Genomic DNA, 13545 nt, shown 5'->3' with positions numbered 1-13545 from the left:
TTTTAGAAGAAATAGTGGTAGCCCCGAAAATAAATCGGGACTCCACTTATGATTATGAGACTTTTGCACTAATATAGTTCACAATATCTCCAACGGTGTTGATTTTTTCAGCATCTTCTTCTTCAATGGTTAAATTAAACTCATCTTCTAATTCCATAATCAAATCTACAACATCTAGGGAGTCAGCTCCGAGATCTTCTTTGATATTCGCTTCTAATGTTACCTCATCTGCCTCAACATCTAGACGTTCCACGATAATTTGTGTCACACGTTCTAAAGTGTCTGCCATGCTCTTCACCTCCCTTTCGTAGTATAGATGAATCATAGGTAGAGAAGCAAACCTTTCTTACTCTTTTTTAATTAGGTACTAATCCGCCGTCTACATGAATGGTTTGTCCAGTTATGTAACTCGCTTTATCACTTGCTAAAAATGTAACAGCATTTGCTACTTCATTCGCTTCACCAAATCTGCCCATGGGGATGGATGCAAACGTCGCATCTTTTACTTTTTCATCCAACACTGCTGTCATTTCTGTTTGGATAAACCCTGGCGCGATTGCATTTACAGTAATGTTACGGCTCGCAAATTCTTTTGCCATTGTTTTGGTAAGTCCAATAACCCCTGCTTTTGCAGCAACGTAATTTGCTTGTCCTGGATTGCCAGAAACTCCTACTACAGAGCTAATATTGATGATTCTTCCGCTTCTTTGTTTCATCATAGGACGAATCACCGCTTTACAGCAAAGATACACACCTTTCAAGTTAGTATCCACGACTTGATCCCAATCTTCTTCTTTGATGCGCATTAACAAATTATCTCTAGTGATTCCTGCATTATTCACTAAAATGTCGATTCGTCCAAATTGTGTCAATACTTGCTTAAATACCTGTTCTACTTGTTCACTATTCGAAACATCGACTTGAAAAGCAGCTGCCTCTGTTCCTAAATCTTTTATTGCAGAGACTGTTTCTTCAGCTGCTGAATGATTTCCTGCATAAAAAAGGATTACTTGTGCACCTTCTTTTGCTAAATCCAAAGCAATTGAGCGACCAATTCCCCTTGATCCTCCAGTTACTACTGCTACCTTTCCTCTTACCATATCTTCTCTGTCATTCCTTCCTATTGTTTGACTGTAAGCTGTGAAATCGACTTTTCCAGAGTAGCTTCGTCAGAAACATTTAACATTGTCACTTTGCGATCGACTTTTCTGGTCAAGCCAGAAAGAACAGAACCAGATCCGACCTCAATAAAAGTATCGACTCCAACATCTAATAAATACCGAATGGTATCTTCCCAAAGTACAGGAGATGAAACTTGTTTCACTAATGCTTCTTGAATATCGACAGCATTTGTTATCGGCTTGGCTGTGACATTGGTCACAACAGGAATTTCTGCATTTTTAAATGTAAGAGCAGCCAGTGTATCTTGTAATTTATCTGCAGCAGGCTGCATCAGAGCAGAGTGAAAAGGCCCACTCACAGCTAGCGGCACTACTTTTCTAGCACCTGCTGCCATTGCTTTTTCTCCAGCAATCTTTACTGCTTCTGCATGACCAGAAATGACAATTTGTCCAGGACAATTGTAATTAGCTGCTTGTACAACATAATTTGCGGAAGACGTTTCTGTACAAATTTGATCAAGTACAGCGCGATCAAGATTCAACACAGCGGACATTGCACCAACTCCAGCAGGTACAGCTTGATCCATATAAAGCCCTCGTTGATATACAGCAGAGACGGCATCTTCAAATGATAGTGCATTAGCAGCTACTAATGCTGCATACTCCCCAAGACTATGTCCAGCAACATATGCAGGAGCGATATTTAATTTTGTTTGCAACCAGCGATAGAGTGCAATACTTGTAGTCAATAAAGCTGGTTGTGTATGATACGTTAATTTTAATTTTTCTTCTGGACCTTCAAAAATAATATCAGATAACGGCATCGAAAGAGATTTATCTGCTTGCTGAAAAACCGTTTTAGCGATTTGTGATTGTTCAAATGCTTCTCTTCCCATCCCCACCTTTTGTGAGCCTTGTCCAGGAAAAAGAAATGCAATTTTACTCATGACCAATTGTTCCTCCCCAATTTAAAACCGTTGCTCCCCAAGTCAATCCGCCGCCAAAACCACAGAGTACGATAGTGTCTCCTTCTGAAACACGTCCCCCTTCAATTGCTTCATGCAACGCCACAGGAATAGAAGCAGAAGACATGTTGCCATAGCGATCTAAATTGACCACTACCTTTTCAGCTGGTAATCCATACCGTTTCATCGCTGCATCAATAATGCGGTAGTTTGCTTGATGAGGTACAAACAAATCAATATCATCTACAGATAAATTGGCTTTAGATAACACTTCATCTGAAGCAGTAGTCATCACTCTGACGGCAAATTTAAATACTTCTCTACCATTCATAAATAAGGTATGCATCCGGTTAGCTACTGTTTCTTCTGTAGCTGGTTTACGGGAACCACCTGCTTCAATTTTTAGTAAATCCTTGCCGCTTCCATCTCCACCTAATTCAAAGGATTGGAATCCATACCCCTCTTTTACAGGGCCTAACACTGCAGCACCAGCACCGTCGCCAAAAAGCACACATGTATTTCGATCCGTCCAATCAACGATTCGAGACAAACATTCTACTCCAATTACTAGTGCATACTTATAAGTTCCAGTTGCAATAAACTGAGTTGCAGTAGAGACTCCATAAATAAAGCCAGTGCATGCCGCTGATAGATCAAATGTAGCAGCTTTCATGGCTCCGATTTGTTCTTGCACAAGACATGCTGTTGCTGGAAAAGACATGTCAGGAGTAACCGTTGCTACAATAATCAGATCGACTTGTTCAGCAGTAATACCTGCATTTTGCAATGCTTGCTCTGCTGCTTTTACAGCTAAATCGGAAGATGCTTCATGGTCAGCTGCTATTCTTCTTTCTTTGATTCCTGTTCTAGAAGTGATCCATTCATCACTTGTTTCGACCATTTTTTCCAAATCAGCGTTTGTCAAACGTTTTTCCGGCAAATAAGCACCTGTGCCTATAATTCCTACATTTCTCATTCTCGCCCATCCCCTTTCAGAGGGTGTAGATTCTCTTCCATCTGTTTCATTATTTTATCTCCTGCAAATAAACGAGCTTGTCGAATGGCGTGAAAAATTGCTGTTGCATCGGAAGATCCATGAGCTTTGATGATCGCACCAGACAATCCTAGTAATGGTGCACCACCATGTTCTTTATAGTCCATTTCTGTTTTCAATGATTTTAATTGCGGCAAAAGAATAGCCGCTGCTAATTTTGTTAAAAGATTTTTGGTGAAAACAGCTTTTAAACGGTCAAATAATGCTTTAGCGACCCCTTCTGTACCCTTCAGCAATATATTGCCACTAAAACCATCACACACCAATACATCACAAGGACGGTATAACACATCTCTTGCTTCCACATTGCCAACAAAATCTATACGACTATCTTCTTTCATCAATTCAAAAGCATCTTTGGTGAGCGTTGTTCCTTTTCCATTTTCTGCACCGATATTTAGCAAACCAACTTTTGGCGCTTCAAAACCGAGCACATTTTTGGCATAGATGCTTCCCAAAACAGCATATTGATGCAGATGCGATGCTTTTGCTTCTGGATTTGCTCCTACATCCAACACTAAAATACCTTTGTTTTTTAAAGTGGGAAATACAGGAGAAAGAGCAGGACGATCCACACCCTTCATTCTACCAGTATAGAAAAGTCCCGATGTCATCAATGCTCCCGTGTTTCCAGCACTAATAAATGCATCTGCTTCTCCTGAACGAACCATTTGACAGCCAACTACCATCGATGAATCGCGTTTTTTACGAACGGATTTTACTGGTTCATCTTCAGGAGTTATTATTTCGGTTACCTTATGAAACTGTATATTTGGAAGATTGTTACCCTTTAGTAACGAATCATCAGTACCAATCAGAATAAAAGTTATATCAGTCCATTTCTCTGCGGCTAACTTTAAACCATCGAGAATCGCTTTAGGTGCATTATCTCCACCATGAGCGTCTAACGCAATTCGCATGAGCGAACCCCTTTCAGTTGGTTGCACGGTATACGTCAAAAACTCCCTGAAACACCATGTCATCGAGTACTTTTGTTTCTACATCCACTTGAAATCGCGTTGGTTGTTTTTGTACTACTTTAGCATGTGCAACACACTTTTCACCCAATTTAACTGGTCGTACAAAACGAATGGCAGCAGAACGTGTCAATACGAGGTCTGCATTCACAATCGCCACGGCTAAAGAATTTGCTTGTGCGAATAAGTAATGTCCCCGTGCAATCTGATTTCGTTCAAATACATGATCGGCTCGGATTTCTAAAATGGAGACCCCACTTTGATCTAGTTCCAAAGAAACTACTTCCCCAATAACTTCTTCAGGAGAAAGGGAACGCACTTCGTCAAAACTTTTTTCTGCCATATGTTTTAATCGTTCTCGCATCTCGGGAATACCTAGTTCCATACGGTCCAATCGTATCGTTTGAATACTGACTTGGCACTGTTTTGCCATTTCTTCATCTGTTAAAAATGGATTTTTTTGAAATGATTCGATTAATCGAGATTGCCGTTTTTTTTTGGAAAGGCGCATAACAAAAACAGCCCCTTTTATGACCACATTCTAGTACCTAGTCCTAATTTAGTATACAAAAAAAGTACAAACTTGACAACAAGATTCGCAAAACGCTTAGAAACATAAAGAAAAAAGCCGGTATAACCGACTTTAAGATTTTACTACGCCTTCTACTTCTGCTCCATCATAATAACCACATTCTTTGCAAACATGGTGAGCCAATTTTGGTGATTGACATTGTTTGCAAGTAGACATACCTGCTACTTTTAATTTAAAGTGCGTACGACGCAATCTTTTACGTGTTTTGGATGTACGACGAAATGGTACTGCCATCAAAATTCACCTCCTGCAAAAACTCCAATGTTGATCATTATACTACAATTAAAGGAAGAGTGCTAGGATGCAGAATCTTTATCTTCTGTTAACAAATCTTGTAGTTTTGCAAGTCTTGGATCGATCCGCCTTGCATCACACTCACAAGGTTGTTCATTTTTATTTTTTCCACAAACAGGACAAAGACCAGCACAATCTGGCTTACATAAAGGGGCATAAGGAAGAGAAATCAGCAGTTGTTCTCGAACAAAAGGTTCGAGATCGATCTGTGATTCCGTGATCAGATGGATCGTTTCCTCCTCTGTGTCGCAAGCCAATTCTTTTTTATCGGTAAACTTTTCCATCCAAGACGATTCTAACGAGGTCGGAAACGTGGTCAAGCATCTTGCACACATTAGTTTTCCGATACATTTTTGTTTCGCTGTCACTTGATACAGATGAGCACGTAATATGCTGGCATTTCCCGTCACCCGTATTGGTTCTAGCTTCACAATATTTGGCTCTTCTTCCACTAGGTCATCCAAACAAATCTGGCCGTCAAAGGAATATTCTTCTGTAGTTTGATTTATTTGGTTTAGCGTAATAATCAATCTGCCCACTCCCTAACAGGTGAATTATACGAGATAACGATTTTTGGTGTCAAGCAATTTATCTTTACACTTACCATATAGATTGTCTCTCGATTTTTCGATATGATATTTATAGTGTCCATAAACACTTCGATTTAGGAGAAAAATGTTTAAGAAACCGTATACAAATCTGCTAAAACCTCCTTATCGAGAAGTTGTCAATTCAGGTGCATTAGGAAAACTATATGTAGTCGAACAAGGTTCTTGGGGATTTTATACTAGAGATGAGTTTCTTCCACTAGAACACATGGGAAAAGGCGTTTATAAAGCAATCGAAGAAGATACTCGTATCATTTGGGGCAAAGATGTTCCATGTATTTATTTGCAAAAAGATGATCAAGTACAGCTGTTTGAGGATGGCTCATTTAAGCTACTGAGGCAGAAAAAGAAATAAGTAGCAAAAACAGGAGTCAATCAAGTCATAATGGTTGACTCTTGCTAATGGATAATGGGAAGACAAACAAGATATTTTTTGAAAAATTGACAACTCCATACGGCTAAAACCGTTGGATTCTTGGGACGATAGCCTCATGACTATTTCATTACCAAGCTAACCCCGTGCGCCCCACGGTTTATGTTTGTTGATTTCTTCTTTGCCGCGAGCAAACTTGGTTTTCGTCTGTCACGACTATACATATATTACCATGGGAATGTTTGTTTGTAACCTTGCTTTTTTCCAAAGGTTGAACGAGGGTAAGGAATATTCCTTACCCTTGTTCAACGCTCGCTTTCATCCCACGATTAAATCGTGGGTTTTCTCGCTCGCAATGTTATAATACGTTAATATAGATTTCAAAAAAGGAGACTCTTTTCTAATAGAGTCTCCTTTTTCTCTACTTCAACTTATTTAAATAATCGATTGCATCTTTTAATGTTGCCACAGGGACAATTTTCATATTTGCGCCTAGCTTTTTCGCGGTTTTTTTCGCTATAGCTTCATTGTCATCGCCTGGGTAAATATCTTTTGGCGTGAAGAAGATGGTAGCTTTTTTGTCCATTGCAGCCACGATTTTATGCTGGATTCCCCCAATTTGCCCAACTTCCCCAGTTGGTGAAATGGTTCCCGTACCAGCAATTTCGTGTCCTTTTGTCAAATCATTAGGATTTAATTGATTTAAAATTTCCAATGTAAACATCAATCCAGCAGAAGGACCGCCGATATTATTTGTTTTAAAGTTTACTTTTGGCGTAGAAGCTAGAGAGCGTAATCGATCCATAGGTAAAAAGCCTAATCCTACCCGTTTGTCTTTATTATTACCTGTTGCCAATGAAATAAGCGTAGCTTGATCAACTACTTTTCTTTTTCCTCTCAAAACAGTTACTTTTACTTTATCCCCTGCTTTTTTTGTTTTAAAATAATCCATTAATTTTGTTGTTGTACGTGTATCTTCTCCATCAACCGATTGGATGATATCTCCTCTCTGCAGATGATGCTTGGCGCCAGTGGTAACACCAATCACTTCTACGCCCTCATATGTAACACGTACAGGCTTTTTCGCTTGATGAAAAGCGGCAAGAACTGCGCTATGTTGGGATTCAACCATATTTTCTACTTGCTGTTGTTCATATTGCTTATCATTCTCATCTTTTGCTAAAACTTCGGTAACAGGCACTAGTTCGATATCATCACTGACCTTTGCCAAAAGATAGTCGAATACATTTGCTTGTTTCATCGCGACGGTGGTCAGGAAGAAATCCCCGCCTTTTTCTACATATCCGCCATCAACCGAGATAACATCCCCTGTGTCAATCGCATCTCCTGCTTGCATGGCATAATATGGTACATGAATGATAAAGCATATACCAATAATCAATAATAGAATGGAGAGCCATAAAAATCTGTAAGCAGTTTTATTATTTGAGTAATCACTCATGTTCTTTATCCCCTTGCCAATCAGCTAACTTTTCTAATAAATTCTCTAAGCGAGGACGAATTGCTTGTTCCCCTCTCCTTATACATTCTTCTACTCGATGAAATGCAGTAGGCGCAATATCTCCAACTTCAGGAGAGACGAGAAAATCAGCCGTAAGATCTTGTTTTTCTAATATTTGTCTTTCCATTATCGTAATTGCTTGGGTAATCACATCTATCACATTTTTCACTTGTACATCATGTGATTTGGTCAGCACATCTACAGCGATGATAAAATCTGCCCCCATATCCCGAACAACAGAAATAGGAAGGCGATCTACCACTCCCCCATCAACCAATAGTTTATCTTTGTAAGGAACTGGTTCGAAAACTCCGGGTACAGAGATACTTGCGCGAACTGCATCTGCGATAGAACCTTTTTGGAAAACTACCTTCTCCCCTTTGAGTAGGTCCGTCGCAACAATGGCTAACGGAATCGGTAGATCTTCTAGGTTTTTATGATGTGTAAGCAATCGAGTCAACGCCTGCATTTTATCCCCAGTAATAAAGCCCAATCCAGGTAAAGCTACGTCAATCCAATGCTTCCGTTTTAAATGCATTGCTAAATGTTTTACCATCTCTAGATCCAAACCATTGGAATATAAAGCTCCAATAAAGCTCCCCATACTACTGCCAGCTATGTAATCAATAGGTACATTTGCCTCTTGCAGAACTTGTAAAACTCCTAGATGAGCGAAACCTCTTGCTGCTCCTGCACTCAGGGCAATGCCTATTTTAGGTCGACTCACCATATCACCACCAAGTTTTCTAGAAGGAAAAAATGTTCCTATTTATATCTCACTTTATCTATAAAACGAAAGACAGACAACTCATAAAATATCGGACAACCGCGTATGATGAACTAACGATAGAAAAAAGTGAGGGCGAACACCGATGGGCATGATTTCTACCCGTTACCAAAGTCAATTAAAAACTATTTTTTTAGGTACATTTGCTCTTTTGTTTGCTGTCACTCTTGTATTGTATCCCGAAATTGCTTTTAAAGCCTCCCTCCGAGGCTTAAAAATATGGTGGGATGTTGTTTTTCCAGCTATGCTTCCCTTTTTCATCACTGCTGAACTCTTGATGGGATTTGGTGTTGTTCATCTGATCGGTGTGCTTCTTGAACCGTTTATGAGACCACTATTTCGAGTACCAGGCTCTGGCGGATTTGTCATGGCAGTAGCTTTGATATCAGGCAATCCAATGGGTGCAAAACTTGCTACTCGATTAAGGGAACAACATCTCATTACACGAGAAGAAGGAGAGCGTCTTGTTTCTTTCGCCTGTACAGCCGGCCCGTTATTTATTTTTGGTGCAATAGCGATAGGATTTTTTGAAAACCCTTCTGTTGGAATGCTCATTGCTGTCGTTCACTATGTCAGTTGTTTTATTGTTGCAATATCCATGCGTTTTCATGCGAGAGACAAAAAATTAACTCCCATCCAAAATCATGGAGGAAAAAGAATCATTCGTGCCCTCCAAGCAATGCATCAAGCGCGTCTAACTGATAATCGCCCCATCGGACAATTACTTGGAGAAGCTGTAACATCTGCGGTACAGACATTGTTAATGATTGGCGGTTTTGTTATCATCTTCTCTGTACTGATTCATGTTTTTACGTATGTAGGGGTAACCGCCCTGCTCGCATCAGTATTGCATCCCATTTTGCACGTCCTGCACCTCTCTGATCTATTATCAATTCCCATTGTAGCTGGAATTTTAGAGATGACTATTGGTTCTCAAATGATTAGCGAATATACTCCGAATACATCCCTTCTCATACAACTTGCTTTCGTAGGACTTTTTCTTGGATGGAACGGGCTTTCTATACACGCTCAAGTAGCAAGTGTTCTAAGTAAAAGCGACATTCGCTATCGACCATATTTATTGGGTAGATTTTTACATGGCATACTAGCATTTATTCTCACTTTTGTATTTTGGAACACGTTCCAACCACAACAAATGAATATATCTTCTTTCTTGAATCTTTGGTCGGCAATTCCAATCACACCAAACAACAATTGGTGGCACTACTTACAAGAATTCACGCTTATCATTGTATTGATCTGGTTAGGTTATTTATTACAAAAAACCGTCCGACAGTTGACTACATCATGATATGCTCCCGTTTGGCTTGCAATGCTTTCACAACATGCGGAGGTACTAAATCGGATATATCCCCCCCATATTTTGCGATTTCTTTTACATTACCTGAACTGATAAAAGAATGCATATTGTTTGTCATCAAAAATAGTGTTTCAATATCTTTCGCTAATTTCCGGTTAATCGAAGCAATTTGGAGTTCATATTCAAAATCCGAAATAGCACGTAAACCTCTTAAAATGACATGAATATCTTTTTTTCGTAAATAATCGACCAACAGCCCTTCAAAACTATCAACTTCAACCGGAATATCAAAACCCATTTCCTTTATGGCAATTTCAATCATATTTTTGCGTTCTTCCATCGAAAACAATGTTTTTTTTGCAGAATTGATCAATACTGCAACAATTACCTTATCAAAAACCTTCGTTCCTCTTTGAAGAATATCGAGATGACCATATGTAATTGGATCAAAACTACCAGGATATACTGCTACTTTCATCTTGAGATATCTCCCTTCTGCTGCAACAATGTGATGATAGTATCTCCATAACTAATTTCTCTTACCGATTCAAACTTACTTGTTTCTGATGTAATTTGCAAAGAAGATGGATGTTCCACAACCAGCAAACCATTTTCACTTAAGATTGGGTGCTCTTCGATAATACCCAATACAGGAAAAAGCAAATTCTGATGATAAGGTGGATCTAAAAAAATCAAATCAAATCGAATTTCCTCATTTGCAAATTGTTTTAATGCAGTCCGAGCGTCTTTTCGTATAAAAGTAGATTGTTCCATCAGATGACATTTCTGTGCATTCTCTTTGACAATGCGCAAACTCGGAAACGACTGATCTACAAAGATCGCCTCATCCATGCCCCTGCTGACAGCTTCCAAACCGAGTGAACCTGTTCCCGCGAAAAGGTCGAGTACTTTTCCACCATCAAAAAAGGGACCAATTACTGAGAAGAGTGATTCCTTCACTCGATCAGTAGTTGGTCTAACATGACTTCCTGGCACCATTTTCAAACGTATTCCTTTTGCTTTTCCAGCTATTATTCGCATCGTTTACACCTTTGATTTTTTATATTTCTTGATAAAAGATATCAAAAACTTGAATAAACAATCAAGCTTTGGCAACAATAAATAAAGACAGTACCCGATAAGGTCTGTCTAACCGCGGAGAAGACTTACGTTTCCCCATAAGCTCTTCCTCCGGTTTCTCCTCTCCCATTTCGTATTTTCCCATTTGGTGAAAATACCATGGACTCGCGACCGTTTCGCGAGTCATTTTTTTATGTGAAATTAGGATTATTTTCTAGCTGGGGAAATCCGGTCGGAATCCCCCAGTGTTGAATTCAATCTCTCCTACTAGAAACCCAAATGATCAGCACTCTGAGGCGACTCATTTCGCCACTGACCGTACAGCAGACGAATTCTTTCATCCAGTGAGGCGAAGCCTGCCATAATCTTCTTGTCCTTATCACTCAACGGAGATCGATCGTCAAAACGAACGTAGATAGCATCGTAGAAATGAACAAGTTTGAAAAGTCGATTTTGGGAACGACTCTCCAAGTCGAAAACTGCTCGCTTCATATCAGGAGAATCCCCTTTTTTCAACCCTTCCACGATCTTTTTGCAGGTATCAGCACTGAAATAACCATCGGAATCAGGAATCCTCGAAAAGTAAATTTTTTTCCCTTGGAAAAGAAAATTACTACTCATGGTTTCTCCTCGAATTGAATTCACGATTTCTCTTTCTTATATAGAATATTAAATTATCAGGAATTTCACAACTACTAACGAGATCTTAGTCCGTTACCCTTTTATTGCGACGTCTTTCATACAAATGGTAAATAACAAAATAAGAGATAAACCCTAAAATCGCACCAAAAATCGTTTGTCCGATCAAAATGTGTAAACCACCGCGGAAAATCTTTCCAAACACATGGAAATTCCCGTGGAGTAACTGGCGATAAATCTCATGAAAATGAATTACATGATCTTTGTATGGTGTAGGATAAACCAATTCACCGATCTTTTTGGAAAATGGCAGCAAAATAACAGGCAAAAAGGTTAATTTTCCGATGACATTGCCGATAACTGAAGCAGGAAAGGATGCTCTGCACAAACGAACAATGGGGTAAAATAAAACATAGATGAGTGAAGCAGTAGGTAAAACAATCATCTCCAGCCCGAAACCTAGTGCGAAACCAAGCGAAACTTTTTTTACTCCTTCTGGCGAACGGAGAAGTTTGAGATAATTGTAACGAATGGCACGAGGAATTTGCAGAAACCAGTTCGTCCATTTATTTTTTTTCTTGTCTTCCATCCGAGCACAACCTCTTTATAGAATACTCTATTGTTTCTACATTTTTTCATTTATAATTATGTTGTAAAACTCTTCCTAAGAATACCATGTTTTCGAAAGAAGTTCACTTCTCATTTATTAACTTTGGATGAATTTCGGAAAAGAGAGAAAATACCCCTTTTTTTACATAAGCTCGATCTTCGTTCTGAGATAAGATTGAAAAAATAGGGAAAACTATAACCATATAAATAAAGCATTTACATTCATACAGGAGGAAATACCCGTTGCTGTTCATCGATAATCAAAACATAACCGATCCAAGAATCAATCTAGCAATTGAAGAATACGTACTCAAACATCTGGATATCGAAACCGAAAGTTACTTATTATTTTATATCAATGAGCCCTCAATTATTATAGGAAAACATCAAAATACAGTAGAAGAAATCCATGTTGATTATATTCGTCAACATGGCATCCATGTCGTTCGACGTCTATCTGGCGGAGGAGCAGTCTACCATGATTTGGGTAATTTGAGCTTTAGTTTTTTAACCAAAGATGATGGAAAAAGCTTTGCTAACTTCCGTAAATTTACGGAACCAGTAATTCAAGCTTTACACAAACTGGGGGTTCATGCGCAACTAAGCGGACGAAATGATATTGAAGTAGATGGTCGAAAAGTATCAGGAAATGCCCAGTTCTCTCAAAGAGGAAGAATGTTTAGTCATGGAACACTCATGTTGAATGTCAATCTCGATCGAGTAGAACAGGCATTACAAGTAAAAAAAGAAAAAATCCAATCCAAAGGAATAAAATCCGTTCGCAGCCGTGTTGCCAATATTTCTGAATTTCTTGTAAAACCTATTCCCATGCCGGATTTCCGCAGCCAATTACTTACATCCATATTTGAGGGTCAACATCCGATTCCAGAGTATGTATTAACGGATCATGACTGGGAAATCATTCACCAGATATCTAAAGAAAGATATCAGAATTGGGACTGGAACTTTGGGGAGTCACCCGCATTTAATGTTCAGCACACCAAACGCTTTCCAATTGGTTCTATTGATGTGCGAATGGATGTTGGCGAACACGGATTGATTAAAAACTGTAAGATATATGGTGATTTTTTTGGAGTCGGAGACATTCGCGATATCGAAGTTCGTTTACAAGGAATTTTATATGACTACCACCAGCTTGATCTGGCTTTAAAAGATATTAACATGAAACATTATTTTGGAAATATTAGCAAAGAAGAGTTTTTGGATTTTATTTATTGAAAATCATCGAAATAAAAGAAACCCAACTCAGAGTGGGTTTCTTTTTTATTTTTGTCACACCTGTCTGCGTAAAAACATGGCCTCAAATGCCGAAATAACTCCTTCTGCAACTAATAAATCAATCAATCGATTGGATAATTCACGATACTGTGGTGTGCTCTGAATATGCTCCAATTCTTTTGCGGTAAAAAATTGATAGGGCAGTGCAGTTGCAAAACGCAGCAAACCAGATGTACCTTGAGTCTTCCTTATATGTTTTGCTTCTCTCACAATACTCTTTAATTTCTTTGGTGTTACCGCCTGACGATTTACCAATTGATTGATGGAATCCGCAATGTCTTTATATTCCTGTTCTCGCAATGTT

The 13545-nt window shown here is 38.9% G+C and carries 18 protein-coding genes; 3 read left to right on the top strand and 15 right to left on the bottom strand.

What is annotated here, in order from left to right:
• Positions 1 to 52 precede the first annotated feature (52 nt).
• The 8 genes from AC5WOC_RS10490 to AC5WOC_RS10455 all read right to left on the bottom strand — a co-directional run bounded on the left by AC5WOC_RS10490 (position 53) and on the right by AC5WOC_RS10455 (position 5533).
• Positions 53 to 289 carry an acyl carrier protein gene (locus tag AC5WOC_RS10490; protein ID WP_496055356.1) on the bottom strand — a complete coding sequence of 79 codons (237 nt, stop codon included), beginning with the start codon at positions 287 to 289 and terminating at the stop codon, positions 53 to 55.
• 67 nt (positions 290 to 356) lie between these two features.
• The gene (gene fabG / locus AC5WOC_RS10485) at positions 357 to 1100 is read right to left on the bottom strand and encodes a 3-oxoacyl-[acyl-carrier-protein] reductase (protein ID WP_496055355.1); all 744 of its coding nucleotides are present in this window, start codon (positions 1098 to 1100) and stop codon (positions 357 to 359) included.
• 20 nt (positions 1101 to 1120) lie between these two features.
• The gene (fabD, locus tag AC5WOC_RS10480; RefSeq protein WP_496055354.1) at positions 1121 to 2068 is read right to left on the bottom strand and encodes an ACP S-malonyltransferase; all 948 of its coding nucleotides are present in this window, start codon (positions 2066 to 2068) and stop codon (positions 1121 to 1123) included.
• Positions 2061 to 3062, bottom strand: coding sequence for a beta-ketoacyl-ACP synthase III (locus tag AC5WOC_RS10475; protein WP_496055353.1), 1002 nt, complete (start codon positions 3060 to 3062; stop codon positions 2061 to 2063). The genes fabD and AC5WOC_RS10475 overlap by 8 nt, the downstream gene beginning before the upstream one ends.
• Positions 3059 to 4060, bottom strand: a complete 1002-nt coding sequence (gene plsX / locus AC5WOC_RS10470) for a phosphate acyltransferase PlsX (RefSeq protein ID WP_496055352.1) — start codon at positions 4058 to 4060, stop codon at positions 3059 to 3061. The genes AC5WOC_RS10475 and plsX overlap by 4 nt, the downstream gene beginning before the upstream one ends.
• 13 nt (positions 4061 to 4073) lie before the next feature.
• The gene (gene fapR, locus AC5WOC_RS10465) at positions 4074 to 4628 is read right to left on the bottom strand and encodes a transcription factor FapR (RefSeq protein WP_496055351.1); all 555 of its coding nucleotides are present in this window, start codon (positions 4626 to 4628) and stop codon (positions 4074 to 4076) included.
• Between the two features lie 132 nt (positions 4629 to 4760).
• The gene (rpmF, locus tag AC5WOC_RS10460) at positions 4761 to 4943 is read right to left on the bottom strand and encodes a 50S ribosomal protein L32 (protein WP_496055350.1); all 183 of its coding nucleotides are present in this window, start codon (positions 4941 to 4943) and stop codon (positions 4761 to 4763) included.
• 62 nt (positions 4944 to 5005) lie between these two features.
• Positions 5006 to 5533, bottom strand: coding sequence for a YceD family protein (locus AC5WOC_RS10455; RefSeq protein ID WP_496055349.1), 528 nt, complete (start codon positions 5531 to 5533; stop codon positions 5006 to 5008).
• Positions 5534 to 5678: 145 nt separating this feature from the next.
• Here AC5WOC_RS10455 and AC5WOC_RS10450 point away from each other — a divergent pair, with 145 nt between their 5' ends.
• Positions 5679 to 5966 carry a hypothetical protein gene (locus AC5WOC_RS10450; RefSeq protein ID WP_496055348.1) on the top strand — a complete coding sequence of 96 codons (288 nt, stop codon included), beginning with the start codon at positions 5679 to 5681 and terminating at the stop codon, positions 5964 to 5966.
• Between the two features lie 439 nt (positions 5967 to 6405).
• Here AC5WOC_RS10450 and AC5WOC_RS10445 read toward each other — a convergent pair whose 3' ends face one another.
• Together AC5WOC_RS10445 and AC5WOC_RS10440 are read right to left on the bottom strand one after the other, a co-directional pair.
• On the bottom strand, positions 6406 to 7446 hold the full coding sequence (locus AC5WOC_RS10445; RefSeq protein ID WP_496055347.1) for a SepM family pheromone-processing serine protease: 1041 nt from the start codon (positions 7444 to 7446) through the stop codon (positions 6406 to 6408).
• Positions 7439 to 8236, bottom strand: coding sequence for a patatin-like phospholipase family protein (locus tag AC5WOC_RS10440; protein ID WP_496055346.1), 798 nt, complete (start codon positions 8234 to 8236; stop codon positions 7439 to 7441). The genes AC5WOC_RS10445 and AC5WOC_RS10440 overlap by 8 nt, the downstream gene beginning before the upstream one ends.
• 142 nt (positions 8237 to 8378) lie before the next feature.
• Between AC5WOC_RS10440 and ylbJ the strand changes: the two genes are divergently transcribed.
• Complete coding sequence (gene ylbJ / locus AC5WOC_RS10435) at positions 8379 to 9605, top strand: sporulation integral membrane protein YlbJ (protein WP_496055345.1); 1227 nt, start codon at positions 8379 to 8381, stop codon at positions 9603 to 9605.
• Here the strand turns inward: ylbJ and coaD are convergent.
• The 4 genes from coaD to AC5WOC_RS10415 all read right to left on the bottom strand — a co-directional run bounded on the left by coaD (position 9595) and on the right by AC5WOC_RS10415 (position 11922).
• Positions 9595 to 10092 (bottom strand): pantetheine-phosphate adenylyltransferase, encoded by a 498-nt coding sequence (gene coaD, locus AC5WOC_RS10430; RefSeq protein WP_496055344.1) that lies wholly within the window; start codon positions 10090 to 10092, stop codon positions 9595 to 9597. The two genes, ylbJ and coaD, sit on opposite strands and share 11 nt — an antisense overlap.
• A complete protein-coding gene (gene rsmD, locus AC5WOC_RS10425; protein WP_496055343.1) occupies positions 10089 to 10655 on the bottom strand; it encodes a 16S rRNA (guanine(966)-N(2))-methyltransferase RsmD in 567 nt (188 codons plus the stop codon). Before rsmD ends, coaD begins: the two co-directional genes overlap by 4 nt.
• A gap of 306 nt (positions 10656 to 10961) precedes the next feature.
• Complete coding sequence (locus AC5WOC_RS10420; RefSeq protein ID WP_496055342.1) at positions 10962 to 11315, bottom strand: hypothetical protein; 354 nt, start codon at positions 11313 to 11315, stop codon at positions 10962 to 10964.
• A gap of 85 nt (positions 11316 to 11400) precedes the next feature.
• Positions 11401 to 11922 carry a DUF2062 domain-containing protein gene (locus AC5WOC_RS10415; RefSeq protein WP_496055341.1) on the bottom strand — a complete coding sequence of 174 codons (522 nt, stop codon included), beginning with the start codon at positions 11920 to 11922 and terminating at the stop codon, positions 11401 to 11403.
• 263 nt (positions 11923 to 12185) lie between these two features.
• Here AC5WOC_RS10415 and lplA point away from each other — a divergent pair, with 263 nt between their 5' ends.
• Positions 12186 to 13181, top strand: coding sequence for a lipoate--protein ligase (gene lplA / locus AC5WOC_RS10410; RefSeq protein WP_496055340.1), 996 nt, complete (start codon positions 12186 to 12188; stop codon positions 13179 to 13181).
• A gap of 54 nt (positions 13182 to 13235) precedes the next feature.
• Here the strand turns inward: lplA and AC5WOC_RS10405 are convergent, their stop codons facing one another.
• Positions 13236 to 13541 carry a hypothetical protein gene (locus AC5WOC_RS10405; protein WP_496055339.1) on the bottom strand — a complete coding sequence of 102 codons (306 nt, stop codon included), beginning with the start codon at positions 13539 to 13541 and terminating at the stop codon, positions 13236 to 13238.
• Between the last annotated feature and the right edge of the window lie 4 nt (positions 13542 to 13545).

This window comes from Shimazuella sp. NTD247, assembly GCF_059510415.1.
This window is presented reverse-complemented; position numbering and strand designations above follow the sequence as displayed.

Excerpts from the sequence above, each read along its gene's own strand:
- AC5WOC_RS10415 (WP_496055341.1), bottom strand. The coding sequence starts at position 11,922 with ATGGAAGACAAGAAAAAAAATAAATGGACGAACTGGTTTCTGCAAATT.
- fabG (WP_496055355.1), bottom strand. The coding sequence starts at position 1,100 with ATGGTAAGAGGAAAGGTAGCAGTAGTAACTGGAGGATCAAGGGGAATT.
- AC5WOC_RS10420 (WP_496055342.1), bottom strand. The coding sequence starts at position 11,315 with ATGAGTAGTAATTTTCTTTTCCAAGGGAAAAAAATTTACTTTTCGAGG.
- AC5WOC_RS10450 (WP_496055348.1), top strand. The coding sequence starts at position 5,679 with ATGTTTAAGAAACCGTATACAAATCTGCTAAAACCTCCTTATCGAGAA.
- ylbJ (WP_496055345.1), top strand. The coding sequence starts at position 8,379 with ATGGGCATGATTTCTACCCGTTACCAAAGTCAATTAAAAACTATTTTT.
- rpmF (WP_496055350.1), bottom strand. The coding sequence starts at position 4,943 with ATGGCAGTACCATTTCGTCGTACATCCAAAACACGTAAAAGATTGCGT.
- rsmD (WP_496055343.1), bottom strand. The coding sequence starts at position 10,655 with ATGCGAATAATAGCTGGAAAAGCAAAAGGAATACGTTTGAAAATGGTG.
- fabD (WP_496055354.1), bottom strand. The coding sequence starts at position 2,068 with ATGAGTAAAATTGCATTTCTTTTTCCTGGACAAGGCTCACAAAAGGTG.
- AC5WOC_RS10440 (WP_496055346.1), bottom strand. The coding sequence starts at position 8,236 with ATGGTGAGTCGACCTAAAATAGGCATTGCCCTGAGTGCAGGAGCAGCA.
- coaD (WP_496055344.1), bottom strand. The coding sequence starts at position 10,092 with ATGAAAGTAGCAGTATATCCTGGTAGTTTTGATCCAATTACATATGGT.
- AC5WOC_RS10490 (WP_496055356.1), bottom strand. The coding sequence starts at position 289 with ATGGCAGACACTTTAGAACGTGTGACACAAATTATCGTGGAACGTCTA.
- AC5WOC_RS10445 (WP_496055347.1), bottom strand. The coding sequence starts at position 7,446 with ATGAGTGATTACTCAAATAATAAAACTGCTTACAGATTTTTATGGCTC.
- AC5WOC_RS10475 (WP_496055353.1), bottom strand. The coding sequence starts at position 3,062 with ATGAGAAATGTAGGAATTATAGGCACAGGTGCTTATTTGCCGGAAAAA.
- plsX (WP_496055352.1), bottom strand. The coding sequence starts at position 4,060 with ATGCGAATTGCGTTAGACGCTCATGGTGGAGATAATGCACCTAAAGCG.
- fapR (WP_496055351.1), bottom strand. The coding sequence starts at position 4,628 with ATGCGCCTTTCCAAAAAAAAACGGCAATCTCGATTAATCGAATCATTT.